The sequence below is a fragment of the Paenibacillus plantarum genome, from assembly GCF_013141695.1.
GTDB classification, from domain to species: domain Bacteria; phylum Bacillota; class Bacilli; order Paenibacillales; family NBRC-103111; genus Paenibacillus_E; species Paenibacillus_E plantarum.
In genome coordinates, this window is the sequence record NZ_WHNY01000041.1 from 57,079 (window position 1) to 79,677 (window position 22,599).

The window sequence follows — 22,599 nt, forward strand, 5'->3', positions numbered from 1 at the left end:
GATGGCAATTCTCGTGACTGGCGGAGCGGGCTACATTGGAAGTCACACATGTGTGGAGTTATTGAATGCGGGGTATGACATCGTCGTCGTTGATAATCTAAGTAACAGTAGTGCAGAATCCTTGCTGCGAGTAACGGAACTCACGGGCAAAGAATTCGAGTTCTATCCCATCAGTTTAAACAATCGACCGGATATGGAGGGCATTTTTCGAAACCATAAGATTGAAGCCGTGATTCATCTAGCAGGGCTTAAGGCAGTTGGCGAATCTGTTTCTGTCCCTCTACGCTACTATCATAATAATATCTCTGGCTCCATTGTCTTATTCGAAATTATGCAAGAATTTGCAGTGAAAAAGATTGTGTTTAGTTCTTCTGCAACAGTTTACGGAACAACGGAACAAGTGCCAATTACTGAGAATACGCCGCTTGGGGCAACCAATGCTTATGGTCGAACGAAGCTCATGATTGAAGAAATAATGAGAGATCTGCATGTATCTGACCCGACATGGAGTATTGCCCTATTGCGCTATTTTAACCCAATAGGGGCTCATGAGAGTGGTAGATTAGGAGAAGATCCGAATGGGATTCCTAACAATCTAATGCCGTATATTACACAAGTAGCCGTTGGTGGGCTGAAGGAACTGCAGGTATATGGCAATGATTATGCTACGACAGATGGTACAGGTGTAAGAGATTATATCCATGTGGTAGATCTAGCACAAGGACACTTGAAGGCGCTTGAGAAGGTTATGGAAACAACTGGCGTTGAAGCTTACAATCTGGGAACGGGCCAAGGTTACAGTGTGTTGGAAATGGTTCGGACTTTCGAACGTGTAACGGGCAGGAGTGTCCCCTATAAGATAACTTCACGCAGGGCTGGTGATATCGGGGTATGCTACTCAGATCCAACTAAAGCTGAACGAGAATTGGGATGGATCGCGCTGAAGGGTATTGATGAAATGTGCCTCGATTCGTGGCGTTGGCAAACCGGCAACCCGCGTGGCTATTTAGTAGAAAACGAAATGCTTGCAAATATATGAGGAGGAATTAATCTGTCAATCATTCGTGCAATGGACTTTAGAAGATTTCGGAATTGGTATGCGCTGTTGCGGAATGGAATGATTGTATCGTTGTGGTCGATTACAGTATTCGTTTCAGAAGGTTTTATTGCTACTGAACCTCATAAACAGAAGTTGGAAATACCAAGCCTTCAAGCATCCGATATTACGGATGTACCTGCTGAGTTTGTTGCTGATCCCTTCATCATGCAGCATAACGGAGAATTTCTCCTCTTCTTTGAGATTCTTAATAAAGCATCGGGCAAAGGGGAAATTGGTGTAGCAACCAGTTCCAATGGGATCCAATGGCATTATCGGCAGGTCGTGCTGCGTGAGAAGTTTCACTTGTCTTATCCGCAAGTGTTTGTCCATAATAATGAGATTTACATGTTGCCGGAAACGGCGGAATCGAACCGTATTCTTCTATACAAAGCCACGAATTTCCCCTATGACTGGCAAGTAACGGCGGAACTCATGGAAGGTAATTATCTGGATCCTTCCATTGTGAACATGCATGATAAATGGTGGATGTTTACAGGGACGAGTGTGGGGAATCTTCATATCTTCTATGCAGATCAGCTGGAGGGGCCTTGGTTGGAGCATTCACAAAGTCCCATCATCTCAAACAATCATACAATAAGTCGTCCTGGCGGGAGACTTATTGTTTCTGAAGGTGTGCTGTACAGATACACACAAGCTGATTATCCACATTACGGAGACTCCGTCAGAATGTTTAAAGTAAATACGCTCTCAGCAGATACGTATGAAGAAGAGGAAGTTTCTCTTGTCTTAAGTGGTTCTAAGGAAGAGTTGGATTGGAGAAAAGATGGGATGCATCATATAGACCAGCTAAAGTTGGATGAGAATCAGTGGCTGGTAGCTGTTGATGGACATGAGTTTAAAAAAGTGAATTATGTTACATGGAAGTTTGACCGATTGAAGTCAAGTTTCCTAGCAAAGCTGAGTGGGAGTAGATCAATTATGAAAAGAGTATTTGATTTCAGTGTTGCCATATTATTACTACTGCTATTTCTACCGATAATCGGTATCGTTGCCCTTCTAATTAAGTTGAAGCTTGGATCGCCGGTCATCTTTAAGCAACAGAGACCAGGTTTACATGAAAAGCCAATCAACATATTAAAGCTGCGATCCATGACGGATGCCAGGGACAGTGAGGGTAATCTATTACCGGATTCAATGAGATTAACTCCTTTTGGCAGTTTTCTTAGGAAATTCAGTCTGGATGAATTGTTACAATTGATCAATGTGATCAAAGGCGATTTGAGCCTAGTCGGGCCAAGGCCGCTATTAATGGATTATTTATCCCTGTATTCCGAAGAACAATCGAAACGTCACCTTGTCCGACCTGGGATTACGGGGTGGGCGCAAGTCCACGGTAGAAATGCGATTTCGTGGGAAGAGAAATTCAAACTCGATATTTGGTATGTCGAGAATAGAAGCTTTATGTTGGATCTCAAAATATTGGTATTAACGGTTGGCAAAGTCTTGAAATCAGAAGGTGTTAGTCATGGGAATCATGTAACGATGGAGAAATTCTCGGGGTCAAATTTGTCATGAAGCGATGTGGACTCCTGTGAATATTGTTGTGATTGGCGAGGGTGGTCATAGCAAGGTTATCAAGGAAATTATTCGATCCAAGCAAGCAAATCAAATCGTAGCTATGCTAGATGATAAGTACACGGCACTCATGTACAAAGATGGCTTGTATAAGGGGCCAATCTCCTCAGCTCATCACTTGATTGAACTCGGTCATGAATTGAAATGGGTGATAGCCATTGGCAATAACGAACGAAGAAAATCTATTTTTACGAAAATAGGCTTACCTCATGAGGACTACGCCACCCTGATCCATGAGACAGCCGTCATTAGTCCGAGTGCATCGCTAGGTCATGGTTCCGTCATTATGGCTAATACAGTTATTAATGCAGATGCCCAGATTGGTCACCATACCATTATTAATACAGGATCAATCGTTGAGCATGACTGTCAGATTGCAGACTATGTTCATCTTGCACCTAAGGCGACGTTGACAGGTGCTGTTGTGATTAGAGAAGGAAGCATGATAGGGGCAGGAGCGACAATAATCCCAGGGAAACAGGTTGGCGAATGGGCCACAGTAGGAGCGGGAGCTACGGTTATCCATGATATTCCCTCATGTCGAACAGCAATTGGGACCCCAGCAATACTTATTCAAAAAAAGAGTGAATGAAAGGTGTGGATGAATGTATGTTTACCAACAAAAAAAGAATCTATCTTTCTCCCCCACATATGAGTGGTAATGAAATGGCGTTTATCCAGGAGGCTTTTGATACAAATTGGATCGCTCCGTTAGGTCCTCATGTCGATGCCTTTGAAAAAGAGATAGCAAGTCATGTCGGCCTTGTTGATGCGGCAGCAGTTAGTTCGGGTACAGCGGCCATACACTTAGCATTGCGACTATTGAATGTTGCTGAAGGGGATACCGTCTTTTGTTCAAGTCTAACGTTTGTAGCTAGCGCTAATCCAATTGTTTACTTGGGAGCAACACCTGTATTCATTGATTCAGAGCCAGAAACATGGAACATGTCTCCACAAGCACTAGAACGTGCATTCTATGAAGCCGCGCTTAATGGTAAATTGCCCAAAGCGATCATTGTCGTTAATCTATATGGTCAAAGTGCTAAAATGGACGAAATCGTGGCCTTGTGTAAATTATTTCATGTCCCCATTATTGAAGACGCGGCAGAATCTTTAGGATCAACCTATAAAGGAAGAGCAAGCGGTTCGTTTGGAAAGTTTGGCGTCTATTCCTTCAATGGGAATAAGATCATTTCTACATCAGGCGGAGGCATGTTGGTGTCGAACGATGTGGATGGGCTGAATAAAGCACGCTTTCTAGCTACGCAAGCACGAGATTATGCCCTGCATTATCAGCATAGTCAGATGGGTTACAACTATCGAATGAGTAATATATTGGCGGGAGTTGGCCGTGCTCAGCTTGCGGTTTTGGAAGAAAGAGTGGTCGCTAGACGCGTTGTATTTGAACGCTATTATCACAAATTATCCCATTTGCCAGGCATTCAATTTATGCCGGAGCTACCGAATACGCGATCGAATCGATGGTTAACAGCATTGACAGTCGATGCCAAAGAAGCCGGCGTCTCCGTGGAGACGTTAATAGAACTCTTGGCGGAAGAGAACATCGAGGCTCGTCTCGTTTGGAAGCCGCTGCATATGCAGCCGCTATTCGAAGGGATTGCCTATTATCCGCATAGTGATAATGACAATGTGTCAGAGCGGTTATTCCAATCAGGTTTATGCCTGCCTTCGGGCTCTAGTATGACAGAAGAAGAGCAAGATCGGGTCATTACCTGTATTCAGAAATCCATCCTTAAAGCCAAGAGTATCAGTGCGTAACAAGAGTAGGCCTAGGAATTTTCGTCCATTTTCGTACGATGATGGATCATTTTCTGGAATAAAGTTATTTTCATAGAGATATCGAGACAGTCGTGATAGAGGATATAGGTGTAGTCATGCATGAATTTATGGTACCTACGTATCACTTTTCTCCATACGTTTATCCAAAATGAAGTCATGGCATGAATTCCTCCCTTCTGTACAAACGTATGAATAAATAGACAAATCTATTCAATTATTCCTAAATATTGCCTTGTTGTTCTTTATTGAGAATTGAGATTGGGGAGGTATGCGAATGTGCGGAATTGTGGGATATATCGGCAGTCAGGACGCGAAGGAAATATTGGTTAAAGGTTTAGAAAAGCTAGAATATCGAGGGTATGATTCTTCAGGTATCGCTATTTTAAACGACAGTGGCCTACATTTGTATAAAGAAAAAGGTAGAATTGCTGCGCTCCGAGAAGTGATTGATCCGGAGCAAGGGGCGCGGATGGGAATCGGTCACACGAGGTGGGCGACGCATGGCAAACCAAGTAAACGCAATGCACATCCGCATCAAAGTCACAAAGGTAGATTCACGGTCGTACATAATGGTGTGATTGAGAACTATCAAGAGCTGAAAGAGAAGTCCCTTGCTCATATTCCATTCTCCAGTGATACGGACACTGAGGTCATTGTACAAAAGATGGAGCAGCTCGTAGAAAGCGGATTATCTGTCGAGGAGGCTTTCCGGCAGTTACTACTAGCCATTAAAGGTTCATACGCTGTTGCTGTATTAGATAGTCAGGATACGGAAACCATTTATGTTGGCAAAAATAAAAGTCCTTTGCTCATCGGGCTTGGAGCCGATTTCCATGTGATTGCGAGCGATGCGATGGCGATGCTGCAACTTACGAATCAATTCGTCGAATTGATGGATGAAGAGATGGTGATCCTTCGCCAGCATACCAAAATAATTAAAAACTTAGATGGTGAAACGATTCAAAGAAGACCTTTTCAAGTAAAACTGGATGCCGGCGATATCGAGAAAGGGTTATACCCGCACTATATGCTCAAGGAGATTGACGAGCAGCCAGTGGTTATTCGCAAAGTAATCTCCAAATATCAGGATGGCCAAGGAGGGATCTTGATTGACCCGCAGTTGCGTGAACGCGTGACAATGGCGGATCGCATCTATGTCATTGCCTGTGGAACCAGTTATCACGCTGGATTAGTTGGCAAACAACTGATCGAGAAGATTGCGAATATCCCAGTTGAAGCACATATTGCCAGTGAGTTTCTGTATAACAGGCCTATTCTGTCCGCAAAACCGCTGTTTATCTTTATTTCGCAGAGTGGTGAGACGGCAGATAGCCGAGGCGTATTGGTTGCGATTAAACAGATGGGTTACCCTACCGTCACGATAACGAACGTACCAGGCTCGACGTTATCTCGAGAAGCCGATTATACGTTATTGACGCATGCAGGACCAGAGATCGCTGTAGCTTCAACGAAAGCGTACACGGCACAAATTGCTGTATTAGCGTTGCTAGCCTTCGATAGTGTGAGAGAGAAAAGCATGGAGCAGTTACATGGTATAAATCCTTTCCATGAACTGAGTATCGCCGCGAACGCGATGGAAATTATGATTAATAAGAAGGAGATGATGGAAGAGGTCGTTTGGCAATATCTCACTTCCTCACGAAATTGCTTTTTCATCGGCCGAGGGGTAGATTATTACGTTGCATTAGAGGGCGCGCTAAAGCTGAAGGAGATTTCCTACATCCAAGCCGAAGGGTTCGCAGGCGGGGAACTCAAGCATGGCACCATTGCCTTAGTTGAGGAGGGGACACCTGCCATTGCTCTCATTACACAGGCACATATTCGTGCGAATGTTCGAAGCAATGTGCAAGAAATCATGGCACGAGGTGCCCATGTGTGCATGATTACCATGGAAGGATCCGAGGAGAGAGGCGATCAGATTGTGCTGCCTGCCGTTCATGAGCTGCTAACCCCACTGGTGTCAGTGATTCCATTGCAATTAATTTCTTATTATGCAGCTAAATATCGGGGCTGTGATATTGATAAGCCCAGAAATCTTGCCAAAAGTGTCACTGTGGAGTGATGATAACGATGATTGGTCACAATATATCGAGCATTCGTAAGCAAAGGGGGTATACATTGTCCGAGCTTTCGGAACGGACAGGTATTTCCAAGTCGTATTTAAGCAACATTGAGCGAAATTTGAAACAGAATCCTTCCATTCATGTCATCGAGAAAATTGCTTTGGTTCTCAAGGTTGATCTGAAAATACTTCTGAAAATTGCTGTAGAAGTAGAAACCAATCAGCAACTTGATCAGGAATGGATGGATTTTATTGCGGACTTAAAAAAGTCAGGAATTAAAAAGGAACGGATCCATGAGCTGAAAATATTGATCGAATTTATGAAATGGCATAATGACAAAATAACGAGTGTGTGATGAGATTGTAGGAACTTATTCATGATAGATAAGCCAACACTAGCCCCTAAGGGGGTTAGTGTTGTTCTTTATTGGGAACAATATTTGTTCTTTAATAGGAATTCTGTTATACTAATAGGAGCAACTATTCCATTTTAAAGGGAAGATCTAATATGATTGGTAAACGCGTACAACAATTAAGGAAAGAAAAGGGCCTGTCCCTCACAGAATTAGCTGAGCGGGCAGGTGTGGCCAAATCGTATATTAGCAGCCTAGAGCGTGACATCCAAAAGAATCCTTCTATCCAGTTTTTAGAGAAGATTGCAGCTGTATTAAAAGTGCCTGTCGACCGGCTTATTGATGATCAAGAAGAGACTGTTGTAGGTGAGCGAGAGTTAGATGAGGAATGGTATGAAATCATTAAAGAAGCAATGACCTCTGGTGTAGATAAGCAGCAATTTCGGGAGTTTTTGGATTTCAATAAATGGAGAATGAAACGGCCTAACGATGAATAGCTAGCTTTGCTATGTGAACTTATGGGGACATACAAGGATCATTTTCATTTGTGTTTTGTGTTAGTTTCTTGGGTTGGAAGGGGCTTCTTAAGAATGCGCGGATATCTTCCATAGTAAGTCCCATCTTACGAGCGCTCATAATAAGATTGATCCACTCTGCATCATACTCTTCTATATCCATTTGCTTTAGCATATTCACAACCGACCCCTCCAAAACTTTCTGCGTAAGATACGCTTTGTATCGTTATATGTATTATCGCATGTTTTTTCTCCGAAATCAATCCCGTTAACATTAAAATTATACAAACTGTATCATTAATTGAGAAGAAGATTATGTATTAATTTGTATGTGATACAAGTCTTTAGACCTAGTTAGGAGGCGGACGCAGCATGGACGATACCCCCTTAAGTCGCAGGTCATTCCTCAAGCATAGTCTATTGGCGGTTGGTTCTCTAGGGATATTAGCGGGAATGAGCGGTGCATATGGTATTTTCGGTGAGCCGAATTGGATCCAGACAACGACGGTCAAACTATCATACAAGCGTTATCCAGCTTCGTTCGCGGGTATGCGAATTGTACAATTCAGCGATACCCATATTAGCAAGTATTATGGTTTAGCTCATTTAACTAGATTGGTCCAGCTGCTGCAGCGTCAAGAGCCTGACATCCTTGTTTTTACTGGCGATTTATTTGATTCCAGACAAGGCGAAATATCGGATGACGTGATTCCAGTTCTATCTCAGCTTCATGCGGCGTATGGGAAATTTGCGGTACTAGGGAATCATGATCTGCGTATGGATGCGGCGCGAATAACGGAGGTATTGGAGCAATCTGGTTTTAAAGTACTCGTCAATGAAAGCCAAAGAATAAGCCGTGGAGATGAAAGTATTCATATCGTCGGTGTGGATGAGATGTTCCATGGTAACCCTAATCTACCACTCGCCCTAAAAGGGATAGACCAAGATGAATTCGTCCTCTTGCTCGCACATGAGCCCGATTTTGCCGACTTGGCTTCGAGTTATCCAGTTGATTTACAACTTTCCGGCCACAGTCACGGTGGGCAGATTCGTATTCCTTTCTATGGAAGTGTATTCACACCAGACCTGGGCCAGAAGTACTCGATAGGTTTGTATAACTTCGACGGAACGGAGTTCCATGTGTACACCAATCGCGGTATTGGTACGACTTTACTACCGATTCGATTTAATTGCCGACCTGAGATCACTGTATTCGTCCTCGAGACGAATTCCATATAAACGCAAAAACTCCGCGGCACAATGGATGCAGCGGAGTTTTCTATCAATAGCAGAACCACTTTTTCCAGATATTATAGGAGTCTTCGCATTCAATATCTTCGAAATCGAAATCATCCCAACAATCATCCCAATTATAATCGTCCCAGTCGTTATTGTTGTTGTTGTTGTTGTTGTTGTTGTTGTTGTTGTTGTTGTTGTTGTTGTTGCCCTTATCTTTATCCTTATCTTTATCCTTATCTTTATCTTTATCCTTATCTTTATTCTTGTCTTTGTCGTTGTTGTTTTGATTGTTGTTATTATTGTTGTTATTATTGTTGCTATTGCTGTTGTTATTGCTGTTGTTATTGCTGTTCGTGTTGCCATATGTATTTGAATTGAATATTTTACTTAAATTATTCATGAATTGAGATAGTAGAGTATTCTTCTGTGAATTTCCGTTATCATAGCCTGAAGCAAAGGCTGATGCAGGGAATAGAATGGTAGTCAAGAGTATGACAATAAGAGGTATTCTTAGCATTTTTTTGAACATAGATGGCGCGACCTCCTTTCTTAATAGTATACTAGTGTAGTAATATAGTATTGTTCTTTATTAAGAATTATACATTAAATTTTCGGGTTTGAGAACAGCGAAAGGCATAGATCATTTCTTAAATTTATGATACAATATGTAACATAATAGATGAAAAGGGAGTGGTATGCCAATAAAATGATAGCTTCACATATCAATAGATACATATCGTAACATATCCTATGAAACTAATTAAGGTCATGTGAGGTGCTACTCATGCAAGTTGTTCAACCAATTAGAGAACAAGAGAAGATTGAGCAAATCCAGGAAGTGTTGAAAGAACAATCGGTTCGTGACTGGCTGCTTTTCACAATTGGAATTAATTCAGGGCTCCATCTTAGTGATATTCTCTATTTAAAAGTAAAAGATGTAACCGATCGAAATATTGTGAGTGTAAGAGAGGAGAAAACGGGGAAAGTAAAGACATTCCAGCTTTCTTCGCAGCTGAAGGCTTATATTAAGGAATATGTCCAATATATGGATGAAGACAATTACTTATTTCCTTCTCAGCGTACGGGTCACCCTATTAAGCGAATTCGTGTTTATCGGATTCTTAATCAGGCTGCAAAGCAGGTAGGCTTAACAGATATAGGTACGCATACCCTTCGTAAGACCTATGGCTATCATTACTACCTCAAAACGAGAAATGTCTCTGTACTTAGAGATTTGTTTAATCAGTCAGCACCATCCGTGACTTTAAAGTATATAGGTGTCAATAACTAATGGAAGGCTGAGCGTTGAGAGCAGCTACTAATTACTCTAATGAACGCTCAGCCCTAACAAAAGCAATAAATCTTCTTGCTTCTTCGGCAGATAATCGTTTTCCATCCACTGTTAATGAAAACTTCTGTAATATACCCTCGTCTGTTAAATCGAGATTTTCGACAAAGTCTCGCACTTCTTCGTCCAAGACCGTTTGTTGATGGTTCGTGCGGCCTAGTAAATAATCAATAGAAACATTGAAAAAATTTGCAATCTTATTAATAGTTTCATAATCAGGTTCCCGGCGATTGGTCTCATAGTGAGACAGGGATGCTCGGGAAATACCTATTTTGACGGATAAATCCTCTTGGGTTAGTCCTCTTTTTTCACGTAAAAGTGCAATTCGATCTCCGTATTTCAGCTTGATCAGTCCTCACTGTTCATAATCATTCACTTATTATATCCACTATCATTAACGAAATATACCAGAAGATAATTATAACAAAGCAGAGATTCATTTGACTAGATACAAAATGTATTTGAAATAATTAATAACCTCTTGATAAGTTACGAAATGTATCATATAATGAATATTATATACATATTGTAACAGGTTACGACATTTAGTCATACATTAAGGGGTGGGAATAGATGATAAATTATGAAAAAGTATTTTGTGTCGAATGCAATGCCATGATGGATAAGTGCTATGCCAAAAAGATTTTTAAGACGGGCTACTACCATACAACAATTCCATTGGCTCATTGTATGAAGTGCGAGACTATGCAACCTATTTACTTTCCGAGCTATGTTGATGGAATGGCTGTTGCGAGTTGGATTTGATTGGATAAGGCGGGAGCAACATGAGAGACATGAAATGGACTTGTGATCACCAATAAGCCACGTTCTCTTAGTTGCATAAGAGACGTGGCTTATTATTTGTTTTCTATCTTGTATTTCTATGATCTCGATGATACAATACGTATCTAATAAATAGATAAGTTAAAGGAGTGACTACATGCGTCGTTGGGTAGTGTACACTGCAGGCTGTCTTTTTGTTGGAATCATCGGGGGGGGATTAGGTGTTTATTGGAAATATGAGCCCGTTCATCACTTTGAGCAACTAGACGTGCCAGTTTTAAGTCGGCCATCGATTCCTGTTGAGGAAGGAGTGACGGCCATTAAGTCTAAAGCTGCTGTAGAGCCAACGCCTCAAGTCACACAGCAAGTACCTGCTAAACCGATAAAATCATTCAATGTGCTTCTTCTTGGGACGGACGCAAGAGGTGATGAGAATTCTAGATCGGATGTTGTTATCGTTATGCACATTATTCCCAGCACACGTAAAATCAATATGATTTCCATCCCCAGAGACAGTCGCGTCTACATAGATGGTGTGGGGTACACCAAAATAAACCATGCTCATATCCTTGGTGAGATGCGGGGAGGTAACGAGGAGGGGACGAAAGAAGCTCTTCAAACCGTATCCAATTTTCTAGATGTACCGATCAATTATTACATGAAGACTAATTTTAAAGGGTTTGAGGATTTCATCGATACTATTGGCGGGGTGAATGTAGAGGTTAATAACGATATTTATTTACTTCATTCTGGGGTGACACTACCTCAAGGCAAGCAGCATATTGATGGCAAATTGGCGCTGAGTCTGGCAAGGGAACGATATGCTTTTGCGAATGGAGATTTCGACAGGCAGAGCGAGCAAACACAGCTACTAAAAACGATTGCTACAGAAATTTTGAGACCAGAGCATATTGGAGAAATCGCAGGTTTGCTCACAAAGGTCAAGAAAGATATCGTGGATACGAATTTCCAAGATAGCGATATCATTAGCTTAGCCTGGCTATTCAAAGGAATGACTGCGGAAGATTTTACAACCAAGCAAGTACCTGGCCAAAGTGGCTATGAGATGGATCCGTTAGTACAATCACGGCTATATTATTGGATTCCGGACATGGTGAAGGTGAAGGAAATCAGCGCTACGTTATTTAAAGATTAAGCTTTGCAGTCAAAAAAGAACCAACTTTCGCACTTTGGATACGTTTCGTATCTGAATAATTGGAATTATTTTTTTTCGAAATGACATCGTACGAGAGCCGCTGATTCTATCAGACTTGGGTGCGCTTACAAGATTTCTTGCCCAAATCAATACAGGATTCTAATCATATCCGAGGTTTTACGGGCATAACTTTGAAAACAGATGATGTAATTTTCACACGTGCTATACAAGTCTTTGAGGATCTATCGATCTTTCTTATTTTGTGAAATCCTCTTGACAAGATACGAGATGTATCATAAATTGGAAGCAGATTTAAAGCGAAATGTCATAAAACATAACATGATCAGGAGTGGTGCTCTTTTATGGAAAAAGATAAGCCAGTTACACTTGAGATTAAAGATGTTTTAAGACATTTAGGACTGGATTTGCAGCAGTTTCTGTTGTGGAAAGAAGACCAGTCGAAGAAAACCCTCCAAGTTCATCCAAACAATGCTCCCCTCACTCCCGAGCGATAACACACATCGCATCGCGTCCAAACAATCCCCTATATACTCATTAACGTATGCCACACTAATCGCACATGAAAGTCAGCACCTGTTGTAGTCAGGCTCGAGATGATACATATCGTAACATTAAGGAGGGGAATAGATGACTACATCTTTTGCTGAAGGATCAGAAATGGTTTTGAAATATCCTTGTTATGGTTTGATGAATATTAAACAGATTGACGGGCGAATGCTGGATTCCAAGTATACGCCGTTCAAAGTGATCGACATTAGTCCTTCGCAAATGGGCTTCACTTCTTATTTAAGTCTACCCATCAATGAAAATGTGATTTGGTGTTTCCAATTTAAGTTTCATAACGAAGACATAGCGATATGCGGCGTGCTTCGTGAAAGAAGCCAGTTTGAGAATGGCTATGTCTATGCCGTGGAGTGGTTGGAGGAAGAAACCTCGATAGGCGCCATCGTGCTGCAAACTCTCCGTTACTGGGAGCATCAATTTAAGAATGAATTTGAGAAGGCTGTGCGTGGCTATGTCAATGCCATGGAAATAGCCAATAAGACAACAATGGATGTTTCATGCTGATTGATTAGCTTGAGACGCGTCGTATTCCCGTCCGTATCCTTCCAGGCCAAGAAGTTAGAGTCTCTAAGGGACTCCTTCTTGACTTGGATGTATGTTTGCAAATTTTTTCGTACTTGGAAAAGATTCAGGGTCGTAAAGCTCTGGAGCAGTATTCCATTAACGCGGCATGTGTCATACGAAATGAAACGATCATAACGGAGACCTCTCCGTATAAACGGAGATTGTGGTCTCTACCATTACATTAACTATTGGAGGTCACAATGGAAATTGAACTCAGGCAATATTTGACCATTGTTCAAAAAAAGATAGGGTTGATTGCAAGTATTGTGCTCCTGTCAAGTATAGTTACCGGGCTTGTGAGCTACTATTTGATTGCTCCGCTGTATGAAGCGAGTTCTAAGATCATCGTCAATAAAGCGACGGACATTCAAGGCAGGGATAATCTCGATTACGATTCCATACGGACGAATGCATTGTTGATTAAGACCTATAAGGAAATTATTTTAACCCCTGCCATCCTCGATAATGTGGTTGCGAAGTATCCTGAGCTTGGTTTGACAAGCGCTGACCTCATGGACATGATTCTTGTGAGCTCAACGGTAGATACGCAAGTGATGACTATATCGATTAGAAGTTCCTCGGCAGAGAACGCAGCTAAGACAGTGAATGCCGTCTCAGAAGTATTCAAGAATACAATACCTTCGATTATGAAGGTGGATAATGTTGTAATTTTGAATGAAGCGAAGCCTGAGGATAATCAAGGACCTGTTTCACCTAATCTGATCATGAATGTAGCGATCGCATTCGTTCTGTCCCTCATGTTTGCTGTTGGCCTCGTGTTTTTCTTGGATTATTTGGATGATTCTATCCAGTCTGAAGTCGACATTGAACAGTATCTTGGCTTACCTACACTTGCCACCATTTCTAGAGTAAAACCAGAAGACATGCTAAGCAAAGCTCCTTGTAAATCACATAGAAAGGTAGGTGATACGTTCTATGCGAACGCTAATCAATAAACATCAGCTCATTACGGAATTGCATCCTAAATCACAAGTGTCTGAATCCTATCGAACCTTAAGAACGAACATTCAGTTTTCATCGATTGATCGCATCATGAAGACGATTTTAGTTACATCAGCGCAGCCCGGTGAAGGAAAATCAACAACAGCAGCTAACTTATCCGTTGCCTACGCACAAGAGGGGAAGAAGGTACTTCTAGTTGATGCCGATTTGCGCAAGCCGACCATTCATCATTATTTTGGGGTGTCGAATCGGTATGGGTTGACCAGCGCAATTGTGAATCGAACGCAGTTTGATGAGTTTATTAGCGAGACGTCGATCGAGAATTTATCTCTGATTACCTCGGGTCCGATTCCTCCTAACCCATCTGAATTGCTCATGTCGCAGAAAATGACCGCTTTCCTGGAGGAAATGGGAGCCAGATTTGATGTTATTATTATGGATTCACCGCCAACCTTAGCTGTGGCCGACGCACAAATTTTGGCAACCAAATGTGATGGTGTTGTCATGGTCATTAGTGATGGGAAAGTCAAACGAGATATGGCGAGAAAGGCGATTCATAACTTGGAAAGAGTTCAGGCCAAGATTCTAGGTGTCGTCCTCAACAACAAACGCCATAGGAAAAGTGACGCTGATTACTACGACTATTATGGACATAAGGAATAACTAGCCTTAATAGAAGCTAAATAGAGAAGAGAGATATTAGGAGGAGTATGGGATGGAGAGAACCGTAAGGAAAGCAATTATTCCTGCAGCTGGTTTAGGGACCCGATTTTTACCCGCAACAAAAGCGATGCCGAAAGAAATGCTGCCCATTGTCGATAAGCCGACCATTCAATACATCGTTGAAGAAGCTGTTGAATCAGGAATTGAAGACATCATCATTGTGACGGGGAAAGGAAAGCGCGCCATCGAGGACCACTTCGACAATGCCTTTGAATTAGAATACAGCTTAGCGGAGAAAGGGAAGTTGGAGCTTCTTGAGGAAATTTTGAGGCCCGCCAAAGTAGACATACATTATATTCGTCAAAAAGAAGCCAAGGGACTTGGCCACGCTGTTTGGTGTGCACGTCGCTTTATTGGTAACGAGCCCTTCGCTGTGTTATTGGGCGATGATATCGTAACGGCGGACGTACCTTGTTTAAAACAATTGATGAACCAATATGAACGGACGCAATGTTCCGTCATCGGCGTGCAGCCTGTTTCTGAGGAAGAAACCAGACGATATGGCATTATAGATCCAGTGAATCGGAATGGGAAATTGTATCAAGTTCGCAATCTTGTGGAAAAGCCACAGCCGGGGACAGCACCTTCCAAGCTTGCTATTATGGGACGTTACATTCTTACACCAGAAATATTTGAATTTCTTGACCTTCAAGAGCGTGGTGCCGGCGGAGAAATTCAATTGACGGATGCCATTTCCAAGCTAAATGAAATACAGAATGTCTATGCTTACCATTTTAATGGGATTAGGTATGATGTGGGTGAAAAGCTTGGCTTTATCCTTACTTCGTTAGACTTCGCTCTGCGGAACAATGAGCTTAGGGTGCCACTCTTACAGGCGCTCAATGAAGTGCTGAAACGTGAAAAGTCACCTCGCGCGATTGGTTAGGAGGGAAACGAATGTCTAAATTATCCAACGATTCATCGGTGATCGAAGCAAACCAATACTATCCTAGAACGAGATGGAAAAACACAGATAACTCAATGGTTTACTATTTAATTGCTAAACGATTATTGGATATTCTAGGTGCATGTTTTGGACTTCTTTGCTGCTTGCCCTTGTTCATTGTGCTAGCGATACGCATGAAGGTAGAAGATCCGAAGGGACACATCTTCTTTTATCAGCAACGAGTAGGTAAAGACGAGAAAATATTCAACATGTACAAGTTTAGATCTATGGTTTCGAATGCGGAGGAACTTCTGGAGGATTTACTCGATAGAAATGAAGTGGAAGGTCATATGTTTAAAATGAAAGATGACCCCCGTATTACAAAAGTAGGTAAATTTATGCGGAAAACAAGTATGGATGAACTTCCCCAATTATGGAATGTGTTGAAAGGGGATATGAGCTTAGTAGGGCCAAGACCACCACTCATTCGTGAGGTTGAGCAGTACAGCGTCTATCATAAGCAACGTTTGCAAGTTACTCCTGGGTGTACAGGGTTATGGCAGGTTAGTGGTAGGAACGATGTTGGGTTTGAGGAAATGGTGGAATTGGATTTAACGTATATTCGTGAGCGGAGAATGTCATTTGAGTTGAAAATCATTCTGAAAACATTTGGCGCTTTGCTCGGTTCGAAAAATGCTTATTGATTGAAGTCTGATTTCGCCCATTTGAATGAGGATAACTGGTGTGAGCTGTGTATTCCCCAGTTATCCTCAAAAAGGAGAGAGCTTAGATGAAGATTTGTTTAGCTAGTTCTACTGGCGGACACTTGGGTGAATTGAAGAAGATCATACCAGCAGTTGCTGAACATAATTACTTCATTATTACAGAGCAAAGTGAGATGAGTCGGAATCTGAAAAACCAAGAACGGGTTTATTTCTTAGCACAGCAGGAAAGAAAAAATCTACTTCTTATCATCCATTTATTCCTTAATTTGTTGATGTCTATGTATATCTTAGTGAAGGAGAGGCCAAAGGTCATTATAACTACCGGAGCGGGCGCTGTACTTGGACTCTGCTTGCTAGGGAAAATGTTCGGGTCGAAAATTGTGTATATTGAAAGCTTTGCTAAGGTGTATACGTCGAGTGTAACTGGTAGGTTCATTTATAAAATTGCCGATCAATTTTACATTCAATGGGAGCAATTAAGAGACGTTTATCCGGAAGGGACGTACAGGGGGAGCTTATATTGATTCTGATAACGGTAGGTACGCAACGATTTCAATTCAATCGCTTATTGCGATCCGTAGATCAATTAGTAGAAGAAGGCGTACTGACAGATTCCGTCATCGCTCAGATTGGATATTCCGACTATAAGCCCAGACATTATACGTATTCCGACTTTTACAAACTAGATGACATCAATAAATTAACGAAAGAGTGCGACGTATGCATTACGCATGGTGGAATCGGATCGATTCTAAACGCGCTCAATTGTGGTAAAAAAGTTATTGTTATGCCTAGAAAAAAGATATTAGGTGAACATGTTGATGATCATCAGTCCGAAATTTCAGCTGCCTTTCAAGAAAAAGGATACATTCAGGTTGCAGAAAATATGGATCAATTACGGTTTCTAATTTCAGAGATCGATGATCTGCCATTCAACACATACATACAAGAGGAATCCAACCTCCTTGACGCAATTAAGGCCTATATTGAAACCTTAGGTTAGGAGGGGAACTAGATGAAATCTAAGATACTTGTCGTAGGTTCATCGTTAAAGGATATGGGTGGAATTGTTACGGTCATTAGAAATATTGAACAATCGAATCTCACCGAACAGTATGAGTTAACCAGGGTGGAAACGTACATTACGGGGAGCGTACTAGCTCGTTTACACATTTTCATAGTAGGTCTGATTCGCTATCTCTATCAGTTGCTATGGCATCGGCCAGATATCGTTCATATTCATATGTCCAATGGAGGCAGTTTTTACAGGAAATCGATCATGGTGATGATTGGGAAAATAGTCAGAGTACCCATTATCCTGCATATCCATGCAGCAAGCTTTGATGATTTTTACAATCACAATAGGTTTCAAAATAGGTATTGTCAGTTCATCCTCAATAGTGTTGATTTATTAGTAGTTTTATCGCAAGAATGGAAAACATATTTCTCTACCATTGTTCCACATCGGAAAATAGAGATTCTTTATAACGGGGTTTTTAAAATGGAGGAGCAATTTAGCCGGACGAATGCTACACCGACTTGTCTTTTCCTAGGAAGATTGGGAGAGCGAAAGGGCGTTTATGATCTGCTTTTAGCCATTAAAAATTTGAAAGAAAAAGGGGTTGCAAGTAAGTTCCTATTAGCTGGTGATGGGGAAATTACGGAAGTGAAACAACGAATCAAAGACTATCATATCGAGGATATGGTTGACGTGCTGGGTTGGATTCATGTACATGAGAAGGAAGAATTGCTAAGAAAAGCAGATATGCTTGTGCTGCCCTCCTACAATGAAGGGTTGCCAATGGCCATCTTAGAAGCTATGAATTTTTCATTGCCGGTTATTTCAACTTACGTAGGGGGAATACCTGAGCTTATTCAACATGGGGAAAATGGTTATCTGATTGAACCCGGTGACATCAAGGGACTGACGAAATCATTGGAAATGCTAATAAATGATCAGCACACGATTGCTAAAATGGGAGAGAAGAACAGGAGATTGATTCATAATCAATTCGATATCAATATGCTGATGAAACAATTATCTCACATGTATCAACGACTCATTTTAAAATGACAAATAGCATCTAAAAGGAATGATTCATAATGAGCTTAACGATGAGATGTATCTTATGCTTTTTTTTATTCATGTTTGCTCAGGATCTGATAACCATCCAAATGAACAGCACTTTAGGCAGCTATTTATCTTACATAGACGAATTCTTCATTTTAGGAAGCATTGGTATCATTGTTGTTAAATCTAATTTTAGAATTAGGAAAAGTACATTGATCTTGTTGCTAGTCACGATAGGGGTGCTGTTTTTTGGGCTATTATCAAGTGCGATTAATCAAGTGCCCATAAGTACGACATTAGCAGGTGGATTATTAACGATTAAAGGTTTTTTATTATTTTTCATTTTTAAAAATCTAACGATGAACGAAAATAATATTCGGCATTTGATACGTTTTTTTAAGGTGCTTGGTGGGTTGGCAGCTGTTTTTGCGCTTGTTGATCTCTTGTTCCATGAGCAGTTTCGAAATCACTTGCATACGAACAATTTAGTAGATGCGAGATCTAATTTAGTCAGTGTGCAATCCTTTTTTATTCATCCAGGTACCTATGGCTGGTTTATGGTGTTTGTAGGTTTGTATTATTTATCGCATTATCTCGTTCACAAACAAAAGAAATCACTCATCTATATGATTGTTTTCTTTATCCTTGCTTTTCTTTCGCTGCGATTTAAGGTGTTGCTGGCGATAGCTGTTATCTTGGCTTTAGTTGCCATGAAGAAACGCATCTATACGGCAGCACTTGCGTGCGTGGGCATTATTATCTACTTGTTTTTTGGAGATATGATAAACAATCTGACTATGTTAACCATAGACAGATACATCTCTGTAGACTATATGGACTCAGCGCGTAAGGCCTTGTATCACACGGGATTTACTATTGGGCTTCATGATTTTCCGCTAGGTGAAGGATTCGGGAGATTCGGAAGTTGGATCGCTAGAGTGGACTACAGTCCTGTTTATTATGAATATGGTTTACAAAGCGTATACGGTTTGAGCCCAGATGATCCGAAGTGGGCAACAGACACGTACTGGCCATCCATTATTGGCGAGGTTGGCATTCTGGGAACTATCCTATTTATCTCCTTCTTTATCTACGTCATGAGAGGGATATATGTGAAATTGCATGATGCAGGAGTTAGCAAGAATGGGAAGGTCTTTCTCCTCTTTTCTTTATTTATCATGATTCAGAGCTTGGTAGAATCGTTAGGGGAGCAAATATTTAATGGCTCTCCACAGTATATTTTTATTTTTGCGGTCATGGGAATGGCAGCCTCTCAAGTTGAACAAGGAGTTCACATACGAAGTAGCCAGGCAAGCGTACAACTCTATGCTAAAAGGAAGTATTCCTATGACTCGAGTACTGTTTAAAACGGGGCTAGTCTTATTTTTGATCACAATAGCAAGTAAGTTACTCGGATTTACAAGGGAAATATTGATAGCCAAAAACTATGGGACTTCTTCATTGGCAGATGCTTATTACGTTGCGTTAACGCCAACTATGCTAGCTATCACATTCTCCTTCACACTTAGCAGCGTGTTTCTTCCCTTATTTGTTAATTTTGCTTCGGATAAAAGAAAATCGAATTTATTTACGAACAATGTGTTATTCCTGTTTTTTGCTATTTTTATTGTGGCCTATACGTTGGTAATCGTATTTACACAACATTTTATTCATCTTCTTGCGCCTGGTTTAACAGAGGAAGCGGAAGCCATGGCTATAACGCTGGTGAGAATATTATTCCCTCTCGTATTTATTGTCATCGCCATTCAGATCTATACCTTAATGTTGAACACATTTCATGATTATATGGCTTCAGCTGCTAGCATCCTTCCCAATAACCTCATTATTATTGCCTACCTTTGGTTATTCGCAGATAAGTATGGGATTGTTGGTGTCGCCGTTACAACGCTGGTCTCCTATGTCCTACAACTTGTCATACTTTACTTCCTGATTAAGGGTCATCACTATAAAGTCGTCAGAAATGTGGAGCTTTGGAGTTCAAACTCTAAGACATTCTTGCTATTGCTCTATCCGATCCTGATTAGCTCTGGCTTCACACAATTTAATTCCGTCGTCGACCGGATATTGGCTTCAGGCATTTCAGAGGGGGCCATTGCTGCACTGTCCTATGCCTTTAATTTAAGAGGGATTGCGACTGGCATATGTATCACTCCTGTCATTACACTTACATTCCCTGAACTATCGCGGCTTTCCCATAACCAAGATTACGAGAAAGTTAGCACACTTACGCACAATAGTTTGTTCTCACTGTTTATCCTCCTTATGCCTCTTACCGTCATCTTCATGTCCTTTAGTCATGTCATCGTCCAAACACTTTTAGAAAGAGGGAGTTTCGATGCGCAAGCCACGGCGATGACTTCTGCTATTTTCTGGGCCTACTCCATAGGGATCATTGCTATTGGGTTTAGAGAGGTCACCTTGAGAGCCTTCTATAGTTACGGAGATACGAAAACACCCACCTATATTATGATTTCTGGCACATTGGTGAACATTGTACTCAGTTTCATTTTAGTGAAAACCATGGGGATTATAGGGCTCGGGTTATCAGCAAGTATGGCATTTATTATCACAGCTGTTATTACGGCTATTTTACTACGAAAGAAACAAGCTTCCGTATGGTCGAAAGACTTTATCCGAAAAATGATGAAACTATCCGTGGCCATGGGAGGATGTGGATTAGTCATCTATTTATTAAAGCTAGTTCATGTGTTCGGAAGCTTATTCGTAATGAATGCTTTTTACACGGTCATTGGATTAAGCTTATACACGCTGTTCGCTTACTTCATTTTTATAGTTCTATTACTCGTAATGAAAGAAAACGACATTATCATCTTAATGAAGAAGCTACTCTTTCAAAGGAAAAAGGAGATGAAGCTAGGATGAATATCTTAATTATTAATGCTCATTCCTCCAAGAATAAAGGAGATGCAGGTATTGTGCTTTCGATGATTGATGCGATAAAAAAACACAATATCGATTGCAGTATTCGCATTCATAGTAGATTCCCGGAGATTGACAATGAATTTTATGAAGAACAGGTTACTTCTTGTGTGGATAATGTTTCGATTGACCCGGATACTTCGAAAATAGAAAAGATTGGATCGGTATTGAGGCTGCTGCCTTATTTGAAGAATCTAAGAAAAATAAAATCAGATGATTATGAATGGGCGGATGTGGTGGTCAGTTGCGGAGGGGGATTTTTACTTTCCCATCGATTTAGTGTAGCGCTCATGCAGCATTTGGTTCAAATTAAAACCGCTTTTAACTATGGCAAGCCCGTTGTTATTTATTCGCAATCCATTGGGCCTTTTTATAATACCTATATGCAAAAGTTGGCTAAGGAGATTCTCGATCAGGTAGATCGCATCTTTCTGAGAGAAGCTGTTTCCAAACGGTGGCTTGAGAAAATCGGGTGCAGCAATGAGAATGTGGTATTAGTTCCTGATTCCGCATTTTCTATGCAGGAGGTTAGTTCTCCACGGGTAGATCGCATTATGGAGGGGATTAAGGAGTCACACGATGGCCCTATTATTGGGTTCACGGTTAGAGATTGGAATTTTCCGGAGATGAAGGATACACAATTATATAGGTCCAAGTATGTAGCAAGTATCAGAGAGGCGATTCAGTATATTCATGAGGCTTATCAGGGGAAGGTATTGTTAATGCCTCAGGTGCTTGGGCCTAATGCCTTTAATGATGATAGAATCATCAGCAGAGAAGTGCTAGAAGGAATAGACGCTGGGCATGCTGAGTTATTGGCGTTTGATTTTCACCCCAGGGAATTGAAATATTTGTATTCTAAAATGGATATGTTTGTGGGGACTAGAATGCATTCCAATATTTTTGCCCTCTCCAATCATATTCCCACTGTGGCCATCAATTATGAACATAAAACGAGAGGCATTATGGAAATGCTTGGTTTACATGACTATGTGGTAGATATCTCGGATATTGAACCTGAGTCCTTCATACAGATGATCCATCATTGTTGGCTGAATAGGCAGGAATTAAGAGCTAAACTTGCCAAAGAAATTCCTCTTGTAGTGGAAGAAGCCGAGTTGCCAGCCCAAATTCTTAAAGTGCTATAAA

General features: G+C 41.1%; 25 protein-coding genes and 1 pseudogene. 23 read left to right on the plus strand and 3 right to left on the minus strand.

Features of this window, described 5'->3' with window-relative positions:
• The first annotated feature begins 1 nt into the window (after position 1).
• The 8 genes and pseudogenes from galE to GC096_RS14325 all read left to right on the plus strand — a co-directional run bounded on the left by galE (position 2) and on the right by GC096_RS14325 (position 7,428).
• Entirely contained in the window at positions 2 to 1,039 is a 1,038-nt protein-coding gene (gene galE, locus GC096_RS14295) for a UDP-glucose 4-epimerase GalE (protein WP_171631082.1), read from the plus strand.
• A gap of 78 nt (positions 1,040 to 1,117) precedes the next feature.
• Positions 1,118 to 1,936, plus strand: a pseudogene (locus GC096_RS39660) (glucosamine inositolphosphorylceramide transferase family protein); the annotation flags it as partial.
• Positions 1,937 to 2,038: 102 nt separating this feature from the next.
• Positions 2,039 to 2,635, plus strand: a complete 597-nt coding sequence (locus GC096_RS14300) for a sugar transferase (protein WP_171631226.1) — start codon at positions 2,039 to 2,041, stop codon at positions 2,633 to 2,635.
• A gap of 16 nt (positions 2,636 to 2,651) precedes the next feature.
• On the plus strand, positions 2,652 to 3,287 hold the full coding sequence (locus GC096_RS14305) for an acetyltransferase (protein WP_171631084.1): 636 nt from the start codon (positions 2,652 to 2,654) through the stop codon (positions 3,285 to 3,287).
• Positions 3,288 to 3,304: 17 nt separating this feature from the next.
• Entirely contained in the window at positions 3,305 to 4,474 is a 1,170-nt protein-coding gene (locus GC096_RS14310; RefSeq protein ID WP_171631086.1) for a DegT/DnrJ/EryC1/StrS family aminotransferase, read from the plus strand.
• Positions 4,475 to 4,769: 295 nt separating this feature from the next.
• On the plus strand, positions 4,770 to 6,578 hold the full coding sequence (gene glmS / locus GC096_RS14315) for a glutamine--fructose-6-phosphate transaminase (isomerizing) (RefSeq protein ID WP_171631088.1): 1,809 nt from the start codon (positions 4,770 to 4,772) through the stop codon (positions 6,576 to 6,578).
• 8 nt (positions 6,579 to 6,586) lie between these two features.
• Positions 6,587 to 6,934: a helix-turn-helix domain-containing protein gene (locus GC096_RS14320; RefSeq protein ID WP_056608965.1), complete on the plus strand. Its 348-nt coding sequence runs from the start codon at positions 6,587 to 6,589 to the stop codon at positions 6,932 to 6,934.
• A 152-nt stretch (positions 6,935 to 7,086) separates the two neighbouring features.
• Positions 7,087 to 7,428, plus strand: coding sequence for a helix-turn-helix domain-containing protein (locus tag GC096_RS14325; RefSeq protein WP_171631090.1), 342 nt, complete (start codon positions 7,087 to 7,089; stop codon positions 7,426 to 7,428).
• Between the two features lie 19 nt (positions 7,429 to 7,447).
• Here GC096_RS14325 and GC096_RS14330 read toward each other — a convergent pair whose 3' ends face one another.
• Entirely contained in the window at positions 7,448 to 7,621 is a 174-nt protein-coding gene (locus GC096_RS14330; RefSeq protein WP_246302760.1) for an anti-repressor SinI family protein, read from the minus strand.
• A gap of 197 nt (positions 7,622 to 7,818) precedes the next feature.
• On the opposite strand from GC096_RS14330, the gene GC096_RS14335 reads away from it, so the two are divergent.
• Complete coding sequence (locus GC096_RS14335) at positions 7,819 to 8,685, plus strand: metallophosphoesterase (protein ID WP_171631094.1); 867 nt, start codon at positions 7,819 to 7,821, stop codon at positions 8,683 to 8,685.
• A 43-nt stretch (positions 8,686 to 8,728) separates the two neighbouring features.
• Here the strand turns inward: GC096_RS14335 and GC096_RS14340 are convergent, their stop codons facing one another.
• Complete coding sequence (locus GC096_RS14340; protein WP_171631095.1) at positions 8,729 to 9,214, minus strand: hypothetical protein; 486 nt, start codon at positions 9,212 to 9,214, stop codon at positions 8,729 to 8,731.
• Between the two features lie 255 nt (positions 9,215 to 9,469).
• On the opposite strand from GC096_RS14340, the gene GC096_RS14345 reads away from it, so the two are divergent.
• Positions 9,470 to 9,976: a tyrosine-type recombinase/integrase gene (locus GC096_RS14345; protein WP_056608974.1), complete on the plus strand. Its 507-nt coding sequence runs from the start codon at positions 9,470 to 9,472 to the stop codon at positions 9,974 to 9,976.
• A 31-nt stretch (positions 9,977 to 10,007) separates the two neighbouring features.
• Here GC096_RS14345 and GC096_RS14350 read toward each other — a convergent pair whose 3' ends face one another.
• The gene (locus tag GC096_RS14350; RefSeq protein ID WP_171631228.1) at positions 10,008 to 10,376 is read right to left on the minus strand and encodes a helix-turn-helix domain-containing protein; all 369 of its coding nucleotides are present in this window, start codon (positions 10,374 to 10,376) and stop codon (positions 10,008 to 10,010) included.
• A 597-nt stretch (positions 10,377 to 10,973) separates the two neighbouring features.
• Here GC096_RS14350 and GC096_RS14355 point away from each other — a divergent pair.
• From GC096_RS14355 to GC096_RS14415, 13 genes are all read left to right on the plus strand, one after another.
• Positions 10,974 to 11,972: an LCP family protein gene (locus GC096_RS14355; protein WP_171631097.1), complete on the plus strand. Its 999-nt coding sequence runs from the start codon at positions 10,974 to 10,976 to the stop codon at positions 11,970 to 11,972.
• Positions 11,973 to 12,334: 362 nt separating this feature from the next.
• Positions 12,335 to 12,487 (plus strand): hypothetical protein, encoded by a 153-nt coding sequence (locus GC096_RS14360; RefSeq protein ID WP_171631099.1) that lies wholly within the window; start codon positions 12,335 to 12,337, stop codon positions 12,485 to 12,487.
• A gap of 133 nt (positions 12,488 to 12,620) precedes the next feature.
• Positions 12,621 to 13,061, plus strand: a complete 441-nt coding sequence (locus GC096_RS14365; RefSeq protein WP_171631100.1) for a hypothetical protein — start codon at positions 12,621 to 12,623, stop codon at positions 13,059 to 13,061.
• A 260-nt stretch (positions 13,062 to 13,321) separates the two neighbouring features.
• Entirely contained in the window at positions 13,322 to 14,077 is a 756-nt protein-coding gene (locus GC096_RS14370; RefSeq protein WP_171631102.1) for a YveK family protein, read from the plus strand.
• Positions 14,058 to 14,747, plus strand: a complete 690-nt coding sequence (locus GC096_RS14375; RefSeq protein ID WP_171631104.1) for a CpsD/CapB family tyrosine-protein kinase — start codon at positions 14,058 to 14,060, stop codon at positions 14,745 to 14,747. Before GC096_RS14370 ends, GC096_RS14375 begins: the two co-directional genes overlap by 20 nt.
• Positions 14,748 to 14,799: 52 nt before the next feature.
• Positions 14,800 to 15,693, plus strand: coding sequence for a UTP--glucose-1-phosphate uridylyltransferase GalU (gene galU, locus GC096_RS14380; protein ID WP_171631106.1), 894 nt, complete (start codon positions 14,800 to 14,802; stop codon positions 15,691 to 15,693).
• A gap of 11 nt (positions 15,694 to 15,704) precedes the next feature.
• Positions 15,705 to 16,397, plus strand: coding sequence for a sugar transferase (locus GC096_RS14385; RefSeq protein WP_171631108.1), 693 nt, complete (start codon positions 15,705 to 15,707; stop codon positions 16,395 to 16,397).
• An 86-nt stretch (positions 16,398 to 16,483) separates the two neighbouring features.
• Positions 16,484 to 16,942: a PssD/Cps14F family polysaccharide biosynthesis glycosyltransferase gene (gene pssD / locus GC096_RS14390; RefSeq protein WP_171631109.1), complete on the plus strand. Its 459-nt coding sequence runs from the start codon at positions 16,484 to 16,486 to the stop codon at positions 16,940 to 16,942.
• Positions 16,939 to 17,421 (plus strand): PssE/Cps14G family polysaccharide biosynthesis glycosyltransferase, encoded by a 483-nt coding sequence (gene pssE, locus GC096_RS14395; protein WP_171631111.1) that lies wholly within the window; start codon positions 16,939 to 16,941, stop codon positions 17,419 to 17,421. The genes pssD and pssE overlap by 4 nt, the downstream gene beginning before the upstream one ends.
• A 12-nt stretch (positions 17,422 to 17,433) precedes the next feature.
• Positions 17,434 to 18,492, plus strand: coding sequence for a glycosyltransferase family 4 protein (locus tag GC096_RS14400; protein WP_171631113.1), 1,059 nt, complete (start codon positions 17,434 to 17,436; stop codon positions 18,490 to 18,492).
• Positions 18,493 to 18,521: 29 nt separating this feature from the next.
• A complete protein-coding gene (locus GC096_RS14405; protein ID WP_171631114.1) occupies positions 18,522 to 19,856 on the plus strand; it encodes an O-antigen ligase family protein in 1,335 nt (444 codons plus the stop codon).
• A complete protein-coding gene (gene murJ, locus GC096_RS14410) occupies positions 19,837 to 21,393 on the plus strand; it encodes a murein biosynthesis integral membrane protein MurJ (RefSeq protein WP_171631116.1) in 1,557 nt (518 codons plus the stop codon). Before GC096_RS14405 ends, murJ begins: the two co-directional genes overlap by 20 nt.
• Positions 21,390 to 22,598 carry a polysaccharide pyruvyl transferase family protein gene (locus tag GC096_RS14415; protein WP_171631118.1) on the plus strand — a complete coding sequence of 403 codons (1,209 nt, stop codon included), beginning with the start codon at positions 21,390 to 21,392 and terminating at the stop codon, positions 22,596 to 22,598. The genes murJ and GC096_RS14415 overlap by 4 nt, the downstream gene beginning before the upstream one ends.
• Position 22,599 lies beyond the last annotated feature (1 nt).